Here is an 8,509-nt window from a genome sequence, read left to right on the forward strand (position 1 = left end):
CGCCTGAAGGCGGGCTCCCGCTGCTCCGGCTCGAATCCGTCAGCAAGCAGTTTCCGGGCGTGCTCGCCCTCGATCGCGTCGATTTCGATTTGCGAGCGGGCGAGGTGCATGTCCTGTTCGGCGAGAATGGTGCCGGCAAATCCACCCTGATCTCGATGGTCGCGGGCGCCCACAAGCCGACCGGCGGGCGCATCCTCTTCAAGGGCCATCCGATCGATCTCCACTCCGTGCATCAGGCCCGCGGGCTCGGCATCAGCGCCGTGTTCCAGGAGTTCTCCCTGGTGCCGCAGATGTCGGTCGAGCAGAATCTCTTCCTCGGCGCCGAGACGAAGTCCGGTCCCTTTCTCGACAAGGCGGCGATGCACCGGCGCGCCGTCGAGATGCTGGACCGGCTGGGGTTTCCCCTGAAGCCCACGAGGCGCGTCGAGCATCTGAGCCGCGCCGAGCAGCAGATGGTCGAGATCGCCAAGGCCTTCCGTTCGGATCTCTCCGTGCTGATCCTCGACGAGCCCACGGCATCGCTCACCGAGCGCGAGACGGCGCGCCTCTTCGCGCTGATCGCGCAGGCGAAGGCGCAGGGCGTGGGCGTCATCTACATCACCCACCGGCTGGCCGAGATCAAACGCATCGGCGACCGCATCACCGTCCTGCGCGACGGCAAATATATCGCGACCCTGCCCGTGGCCGAGGCCAGCGAGGCGAAGCTGGTCGAGCTCATGACCGGCCGCGTCATCAGCCAGATCTTCCCCAAGGTCGCCTACAAGCCGGCCGAGACCCTGCTCGAGGTCGAGCATCTCACCACGGCGACCGACACCGTCCGCGATGTCTCGATCCAGGTGCGGGCGGGCGAGATCGTCGGGCTGGCGGGCCTGGTCGGCTCCGGCAAATCGGAAGTGGCGCGCGCCTGCTTCGGCATCGAGCCGATCCAGGCAGGCCAGGTTCGCTTCCTCGGACAGGACACGACCCGCACCACCCCGCGTCGGATGCTCGATCGCGGCTTCTTCTATGTTCCGCCCGACCGGCGAGCCGAGGGCCTGGTGATTGGCCGCGGGGCGCGCGAGAACATCGCGCTGCCGGCGCTTCATGCCGACGTCTTCTCGGGGGCCCTCTTCCTCAAGCGGGGCGCCGAAAAATCCACCGCGAAGACTCTGGCGCAGAAACTGCAGTTGCATCCGCTCAATATCGAGCGCCCGGTCGAGCATTTCTCCGGCGGCAACCAGCAGAAGGTGCTGCTGGCCAAGGCCCTGACCCGCGAGGTCAAGCTCTTCGTGTTCGACGAGCCGACGGTCGGCGTCGATGTCGGCACCCGCGTGGCGATCTACGAATTCATCCGCGATCTCTGCCAGGCCGGCGCCGGGGTGCTGCTGATCTCGTCCGACCTGCCGGAAATCCTGCATCTGACCAACCGCGCCTATGTCATGTATCGCGGGTCCTTGCGGGCGGAGCTGCAGGGAGCCGATATCACCGAGGATAAGGTGCTGAGACATTTCTTCGAGAGGGAGGCGGCGTGATGGCCGAACCGTTGGAGGGCGCGAAACGGACGCGCAGCGTCACCGAATGGATGCAGGTGGCGTTCGTGCGTCTTGGCGTGCTGCCCTTCCTGCTGGTGATCGCGGTCGTCATCTTCGCCCTCATGTCCGGCAAGTTCCTGTCAGGCCAGAACCTGATCAATGTGGCGCGGCAATCCACCTATCTCACCATGGTGGCGATGGGCCAGATGCTGGCGCTCCTGACCGGTGGCTTCGATCTCTCGGTCGGCACCATCCTGGCCCTGACCTCGGTCGTGGGCGCGATGGCCATGTCGGGTGTCATTGCGATGTACCCCGACGCGGTGGTGCTGGCGATCACCGTTGGCATCCTCGCCGGCGTGGGTGCCGGTGTCGCGATCGGCATCGTCAACGGCGCCGGCGTCGCCCTCTTCAACGTCTCGCCCTTTATGATGACGATCGGCATGGCTTCGGTCGGGTTCGGCATCGCGCTCTTCCTCACCGGCGGCGTCCCTGTCTATGGCATGCCCGACAGCTTCGGCAAGCTGCTGGGCTTCGGCCAGCTCCTGGGTATCCCGGTGCCCATCTATGTCACCGGCGCGCTCATGCTTTTCATGTATGTGCTGTTGAACTGGACGCGGATGGGCCGATATTTCTATGCGATCGGCGGCAATGTGAAGGCCTCGCGGTTGTCGGGCATCAATACGCGTCTCAATTTGTTCATGGCCTATGTGCTCTGCGCCGGCCTGACGGCGATCTCAGGCATCATGCTGACGGCACGCCTCGAATCCGGCGAGGCCAATATCGGCGCCACCATGCCGCTGGAATCGATCGCGGCCTGCGTCATCGGCGGCGTCAGCTTGCGTGGCGGCTCGGGCCGCCTCATCAATGTGGTGCTGGGTGCGATCTTCATCGGCCTGGTGCAGAACGGCATGAATCTGGCGCGGATCGAATCCTATCTGCAAACGGTGGTGATCGGCGTGTTGCTGATCCTCGCCGTGGTCGCCGACCAGGCAAGGTTGCGCTTCGTCGCCAGCCTTAAGGACTGAGGAATTCCCATGTTACGCGCGGCATCGGTTGGACTGGGTTGGTGGTCGGACGAGCTGGCAAGCTCGATCCAGGGCAAATCGAGCGCCCTTCGGATCACGGCCTGCAGCTCGCGCTCGGCCGAGAAGCGCACCGCCTTCGCGCAGAAGTTCTCCGCCCAGCCCTACGAGAGCTATGAGGCGGTGCTGGCCGATCCCGCGATCGACGCGGTGATCCTGACCACGCCCCATTCGCTCCATGCGGCCCATGTGACCCAGGCGGCCAAGGCCGGGAAGCATGTGTTCGTCGAGAAACCGTTCGATGTCAGCGCCGCCGCCGCCAAGAGCGCGGCAGAGGCCTGCCAGAAGGCCGGCGTCGTGCTCGCCGTCGGCCATAACCGGCGCTTCGCCCCGGCGGCGCTCGCGATCCGCAAGCTGGTCACGGAAGGCGGTCTCGGCCAGATCCTCCATGCCGAGGCACAGTTCTCGAACCCGAGCGCCATGAACTACACCCCCGAGCGCTGGCGCGCGAGCCGCGCCGAGAGCCCCGGCGGCGGCATCGCCGGCATGGGCGTCCATATGATCGACCTGCTGCAATGGATGCTGGGGCCGATCGAGCGCGTCCGCAGCCTCGCCAAGCGCCAGGCGGTCAAGGTCGATATCGATGACACCACCAGCGCCCTCTTCGAGTTCGCCTCGGGCCAGACCGGGTATCTCGGGACGCTCACCGCCTGCCCGCGCCAGGGTTATTTCTATCTCTATGGCACCGCCGCCAACGCCTATGCGCGGGTCGACGATCATGAGCTGAGCCTGCAGCGCGCGGGGGCCGCCAAGCCCGAGCCGGTGACGCTGACGCCGGTCGATACGCTCCATGCCGAGCTCGAGGCCTTCGCGCGCGCCGGCGCCGGCGGACCCGACTTCCCGGTGCCGCCACGCGACGCCATCCATACCGTCGCGGTCATGGAGGCAATGGTCGCCTCGGCCGCGAAGGACGGCGCTCCGGTCAAACCCGCTTTCTGAAGATTCGAATAACGACAGCCGGGCCACCGGCGACGGCAATCCAGGGATCAGAGATCAAGGAGAAGAGAGATGGGACTGGCGATCAATTGTGACATGGGCGAGGCCTTTGGGCTTTACCGCATGGGCGACGATGCCGGCATCATGCCTTATATCAGCATCGCCAACGTGGCCTGCGGCTTCCATGCTTCGGACCCGCTGGTGATGCACAAGACCGTGAAGCTGGCCAAGGCGCACAACGTCAAGGTCGGCGCGCATCCCTCGCTGCCCGACCTCCAGGGCTTCGGCCGGCGCGAGATGAAGATGAATCGCGACGAGCTCGCCGCCTCCATCATCTATCAGGTGGGCGCGCTCAAGGGCTTTCTCGATGCGGAGGGCATGAAGCTCAACCATATCAAGCCGCATGGCGCGCTCTATGGCATGGCGGCCCGCAACGAAGAAACCGCGCATGCGATCTGCGACGCGGCCGATGCCTTCAAGGTCACGCTGCTGGGCATGGCCGGCACGCTGCATGAGAAGATCTACAAGGCGCGGGGCCACAGCTTCCTCGCCGAATATTATGTCGATCTCGATTACGACCAGACCGGCAAGCTCATCATCACCCGCGAGCATGCGGCGGTCGATCCGAAGCATGCGGTCGAGCGCACGCTGCGCGCGATCAAGGAAGGCAAGGTCAAGTCGGTCGAGGGCCCGGACATCCCCATGCGCGCCGACTGCATCTGCGTCCATTCCGACACGCCGGGGGCTGTCGGCTTGGCGAAGGCAGTGTATGAGGCGTTGAAGCCGATGTTGAATTAGGGAGGGGCAGACTGATTTAGGGAGGAGTCTGCGGCACCCCCCACCCTAACCTCTCCCTCAAGGGGGGAGGGGTTATTGCAGCGGGGGAAAATTTCTGGAGTATCGCCCCTAACTCCTCCTTACTAATCCCCTCCACTTACCTATCCCCTCCCCCCTTGAGGGAGAAGTTAGCGTGAGGGGTAGCCTCAAGGACTCGCTGTCAAACTGCCGGAGCGTTTTGCCGATGCCCATCACCAAAGTCCTGATCGCCAATCGCGGTGAGATCGCCTGCCGCGTCATCCGCAGCTGCAAGAAGCTCGGCATCAAGACGGTCGCGGTCTATTCCGAGGCCGACGCCAAGTCGCTGCATGTGGCGAGCGCCGACGAGGCCGTCGCGATCGGGCCGGCGCCGGCCAAGCAGAGCTATCTCGTCATCGACAACATCCTGAAGGCCGCCAGGGACACCGGCGCCGACGCGATCCATCCGGGCTATGGCTTCCTGGCCGAGAATTCCGATTTCGCCACCGCCGTGGCCGGAGCGGGCATGGTCTGGATCGGGCCGACGCCCCAGACCATCGACGATATGGGCGACAAGGAACGCGCGCGCCAGCTGGCCAAGGATGCGGACGTCCCGGTCCTGACGGGCTCGCGCCGGTTCGAGCCGGGCGATGTCGCGGGCCTCGAGGAAGCGGCCCAGGCGGTGGGCTTCCCGCTGCTGGTCAAGGCCGCGGCCGGCGGCGGGGGCATCGGCATGCGCCGCGTCGACGGCCCGGGCGACGTCAAGACCGTGGTCGAGGCCACCCAGGCTCTCGCGGAGAAGGCTTTCGGCGACGGCTCGGTCTATCTCGAGAAGCTGATCGAGAAGGCGCGTCATATCGAGATCCAGGTGTTCGGCTTCGGCGACGGGCGCGGCGTCCATATGTTCGAGCGCGAATGCTCGATCCAGCGCCGCTATCAGAAGGTGGTCGAGGAAAGCCGCGCGCCCAACCTGCCGCTCGAGATGCTGTCCAAGATGGCGGAGAGCGCCGTGGCGCTGGTGCGCCAGGAGCGTTATCGCGGCGCCGGCACGATCGAGTTCGTGGTCGATGCCGTCACCGGCAAATACTACTTCCTCGAGATGAACACCCGCATCCAGGTCGAGCATCCGGTGACGGAAGCGATCACGGGGCTCGATCTCGTGGGGCTCCAGATCAAGCTCGCCGGCGGCGACGCTTTGCGCGACCTGACCCAGGACAAGATCACGGCGACCGGCCATGCGGTCGAGCTCCGGATCTATGCCGAGAACCCAGTCAAGAATTTCATGCCCTCGCCGGGCCCGCTCAAGGTCTTCAGGCTGCCGCCTGCGGGCGAGGGCTTGCGTGTCGATACCGGCGTGCGCGAAGGCGACCAGATCAGCTTCCACTACGATCCGATGATCGCCAAGATGATCGCCCATGGGCCTTCGCGGCTGGCCGCGATCGATCGCATGCTGAAGGCGCTCGACGGCACGACTATCGACGGGGTGGCAACCAATATCGCGTTCCTGAAGAAGCTCTTGTCGCATCCGGCCTTCCGTGCCGGAGATTGCTGGACCGGATTCATTCCGGCCCACGCGGCCGAGCTGCTTCAGGGCTGACGAGAGAAACAGGGAAAGAGGGGGAGGTCCTTCGCGATGATCTACGAAGAACCGAGATTCATGCCCGGCGGCGATCGCTACATGCTGATCGAGTTCGGCAACGAGATGAATCTCGAGCTGAATTTCATGGCCCAGGGCCTCGCCAGCGCCATCGAGCAGGGGAAGACCAAGGGCGTCATCGAGACGGCGCCCAGCTTCGCCTCGATGCTGATCCATTACGATCCCGACCGGATCGACTTCAAGGATCTGACCAGGGAGATGAAGTCGCTGATCGGCTCGCTCGGCTCCTCCGACGATATCGAGCTCGACAGCCGCCTGTTCTATTTCCCGACCTGCTACCTCGATCCCTGGACCAGGGAATGCATCGAGGATTACTGCAACAAGATCACCAAGAAGAAGTACGACCCCGATTTCGTCGCCGAGATCAACGGCCTCAAGGATGCGCAGCAGCTGGTGCGCGTCCATTCCGGGACGGAATATTGGGTGGCCTCGCTGGGCTTCTGGCCGGGCCTGCCCTTCATGATGGCACTCGATCCGCGCTGCGTCATCACCGCACCCAAATACAACCCGCCGCGCACCTGGACGCCCCAGGGCACGGTCGGCATGGGCGGTGCCTCGACCGCGATCTATCCGGTGGCGACGCCGGGCGGCTATCAGATCTTCGCGCGCATCCCGATCCCGATCTGGGACACGACCAAGCGCTTCCCCCAATTCGAGAAGTCGATCTGCCTGTTCCGCCCGGGCGACCGGGTGAAGTTCGTGCCGGTCTCGCCGGAGGAGTTCCTCCATGTCGAGGCCCAGGTGAAGGACGGTAGCTACAATTACAACGTCGTCGAGTATCAGCGTTTCTCGGTCCGGAACTACAAGACCTGGATCGCGACGCTCGACAAGACGCAGCGCTTCTAGGAGGAGACCTCGCCATGTTCGAAGTCATCCAGCCCGGTCTCGAAACCTCGATCCAGGACTATCCCGGCCGCATCGGATTCTGGAACCAGGGCTTCCCACCCTCCGGCCCCATGGACAGCTGGTCCTTCCGCCTCGGCAATCTGCTGGTCGGCAATCCGGCCGATGCTGCGGGGCTCGAATGCCAATATATGGGCCCGACCCTGAAGTTTCAGCGCGACGGCGTGATCGCGATCACGGGTGCGGATATGCAGGCCAAGCTCGACGGCCAGCCGGTGCCGCTCTGGGAAAGTATCGCTGTCAAATCCGGCCAGACCCTGGCGATGGGCCCGGCCAAGTCGGGCGTGCGCGCCTATGTGGCGATCGCCGGCGGCATCGACACCCCCGCCTGGCTCGGCTCGCGTTCGACCTTCCACAAGGCCGGCGTCGGCGGCATGGAAGGCCGCGCGCTCAAGGCCAAGCAGGTGGTGCCGGTCGCAACCGGCGTCAAAGGCACGGTCGGGAAAAAGGTGAAGCCCGAGGCGCGGCCGCATTTCGCCGCCGACAAGCGCTGGGAGATCGAGGTGGTGCCCGGTCCCAACGACGATTGGATCGACGAGGCCGGCCAGCAGCGCTTCCTCACCAGCGACTGGAAGCTCTCCTCCAAGAGCGACCGGACCGGTTTCCGGCTCGACGGGCCGCAATGGACCTTCACCGAGAAGGCCTACAAGAAGGCGCCGGAGAACGGCTCGGAACCCTCCAACATCATCGACCATGGCTATCCGCTGGGGGCAATCAACCTCGCCGGCCAGACGCCGATCATCCTGGTCAATGACGGCCCCAGCATGGGCGGCTTCATCAACCCCTACACCGTGCCCTCCGCCGCCTTCTGGAAGCTTGGACAGTCCAAGCCCGGCGACGTCTACCGCTTCAAGGCGGTCTCGGTCGACCAGGCCCAGGAGCTGCGCAAGAAGCTCAATGCGATCTGCACGGCGGCGAGTATAAGCTAGGGCCGCGCGGATCCAGGCGTTTTCGATTTTCAGGGATGGAGCGTTTCGATGGCTGAGCAGATTTCGACGATGGTGCCGGGCAATGTCTGGAAGGTGCTGGTGAAGCCCGGCGACAAGGTGAAGCCTGGCGATGTGCTCTTCATCCTGGAAGTGATGAAAACCGAAGTACCGCATCCGACCGAAGAGGGCGGCACGGTCAAGGCGGTGCATATCACCGAAGGCCAGGAGGGTGTCGATGCCGGCATCCTGGCGGTCGAGATCGCGTAGGAAGGCGTCCCGCCTTCCCTCCTTTTTGGGGGCGCTGGCGATCCTGATCGGGACCGCCCTCGGCGCTCCTGCCTTCGCCCAGGATCAACCGCCGCGCACGCTCGAGGCCGAGCCGCCCTTAGCGGCAGCGCCCGACCCCGGTCCTGCAGCCAGCGCCGCAATCGCCACCCTCATCGACGGCCAGTGGCACGCCTTTCTCGCCGACGACGGGCCCGCGGCCTTCGCCGCCGCCTCGCCACAGCTCCAGGCGATCTATCAGCGGCCGACCAATTTCTTGGCGATGGTCGCGGCCGAATACGGTGTGATCTACCGCGCCCGCTCGCTGGCACCGGGCGCGTTCGTCTCCTGGAACGGCTATTTGGCGCGCCGCGTCGCGGTCACGGGGCCCCAGGGCGAGCCGGTCACGGCGCTCTATCTCCTGACGCCGCT

Annotated in this window: 9 protein-coding genes; all 9 read left to right on the forward strand. The window is 65.1% G+C overall.

Annotation, left to right across the window (positions count from 1 at the left end; genetic code table 11):
• A partial coding sequence (locus ACREE8_RS23645) for a sugar ABC transporter ATP-binding protein (RefSeq protein ID WP_431575479.1) occupies window positions 1-1,511 on the forward strand: 1,511 nt, incomplete at its 5' end.
• Entirely contained in the window at window positions 1,511-2,536 is a 1,026-nt protein-coding gene (locus ACREE8_RS23650; protein ID WP_431575480.1) for an ABC transporter permease, read from the forward strand. The genes ACREE8_RS23645 and ACREE8_RS23650, both read left to right, overlap by 1 nt.
• 9 nt (window positions 2,537-2,545) lie before the next feature.
• A complete protein-coding gene (locus tag ACREE8_RS23655) occupies window positions 2,546-3,532 on the forward strand; it encodes a Gfo/Idh/MocA family protein (RefSeq protein ID WP_431575481.1) in 987 nt (328 codons plus the stop codon).
• A 69-nt stretch (window positions 3,533-3,601) separates the two neighbouring features.
• Window positions 3,602-4,327, forward strand: coding sequence for a LamB/YcsF family protein (locus tag ACREE8_RS23660; protein WP_431575482.1), 726 nt, complete (start codon window positions 3,602-3,604; stop codon window positions 4,325-4,327).
• Window positions 4,328-4,550: 223 nt separating this feature from the next.
• Entirely contained in the window at window positions 4,551-5,921 is a 1,371-nt protein-coding gene (locus tag ACREE8_RS23665; protein ID WP_431575483.1) for an acetyl-CoA carboxylase biotin carboxylase subunit, read from the forward strand.
• Window positions 5,922-5,957: 36 nt separating this feature from the next.
• On the forward strand, window positions 5,958-6,827 hold the full coding sequence (locus ACREE8_RS23670) for a 5-oxoprolinase subunit B family protein (protein ID WP_431575484.1): 870 nt from the start codon (window positions 5,958-5,960) through the stop codon (window positions 6,825-6,827).
• A 14-nt stretch (window positions 6,828-6,841) separates the two neighbouring features.
• Window positions 6,842-7,813, forward strand: coding sequence for a biotin-dependent carboxyltransferase family protein (locus ACREE8_RS23675; protein WP_431575485.1), 972 nt, complete (start codon window positions 6,842-6,844; stop codon window positions 7,811-7,813).
• Window positions 7,814-7,861: 48 nt separating this feature from the next.
• Window positions 7,862-8,080: a biotin/lipoyl-containing protein gene (locus tag ACREE8_RS23680; protein WP_431575486.1), complete on the forward strand. Its 219-nt coding sequence runs from the start codon at window positions 7,862-7,864 to the stop codon at window positions 8,078-8,080.
• A 25-nt stretch (window positions 8,081-8,105) separates the two neighbouring features.
• A partial coding sequence (locus tag ACREE8_RS23685; RefSeq protein WP_431575487.1) for a DUF4864 domain-containing protein occupies window positions 8,106-8,509 on the forward strand: 404 nt, incomplete at its 3' end.

It is taken from the genome of Hypericibacter sp., assembly GCF_050729195.1.
Lineage (GTDB): Bacteria > Pseudomonadota > Alphaproteobacteria > Dongiales > Dongiaceae > Hypericibacter.

What these genes read in the sequence shown, in the direction of transcription:
- ACREE8_RS23675 (WP_431575485.1), top strand. Translation starts at nt 6,842, where the DNA reads ATGTTCGAAGTCATCCAGCCCGGTCTCGAAACCTCGATCCAGGACTAT.
- ACREE8_RS23670 (WP_431575484.1), top strand. Translation starts at nt 5,958, where the DNA reads ATGATCTACGAAGAACCGAGATTCATGCCCGGCGGCGATCGCTACATG.
- ACREE8_RS23650 (WP_431575480.1), top strand. Translation starts at nt 1,511, where the DNA reads ATGGCCGAACCGTTGGAGGGCGCGAAACGGACGCGCAGCGTCACCGAA.
- ACREE8_RS23655 (WP_431575481.1), top strand. Translation starts at nt 2,546, where the DNA reads ATGTTACGCGCGGCATCGGTTGGACTGGGTTGGTGGTCGGACGAGCTG.
- ACREE8_RS23660 (WP_431575482.1), top strand. Translation starts at nt 3,602, where the DNA reads ATGGGACTGGCGATCAATTGTGACATGGGCGAGGCCTTTGGGCTTTAC.
- ACREE8_RS23680 (WP_431575486.1), top strand. Translation starts at nt 7,862, where the DNA reads ATGGCTGAGCAGATTTCGACGATGGTGCCGGGCAATGTCTGGAAGGTG.
- ACREE8_RS23665 (WP_431575483.1), top strand. Translation starts at nt 4,551, where the DNA reads ATGCCCATCACCAAAGTCCTGATCGCCAATCGCGGTGAGATCGCCTGC.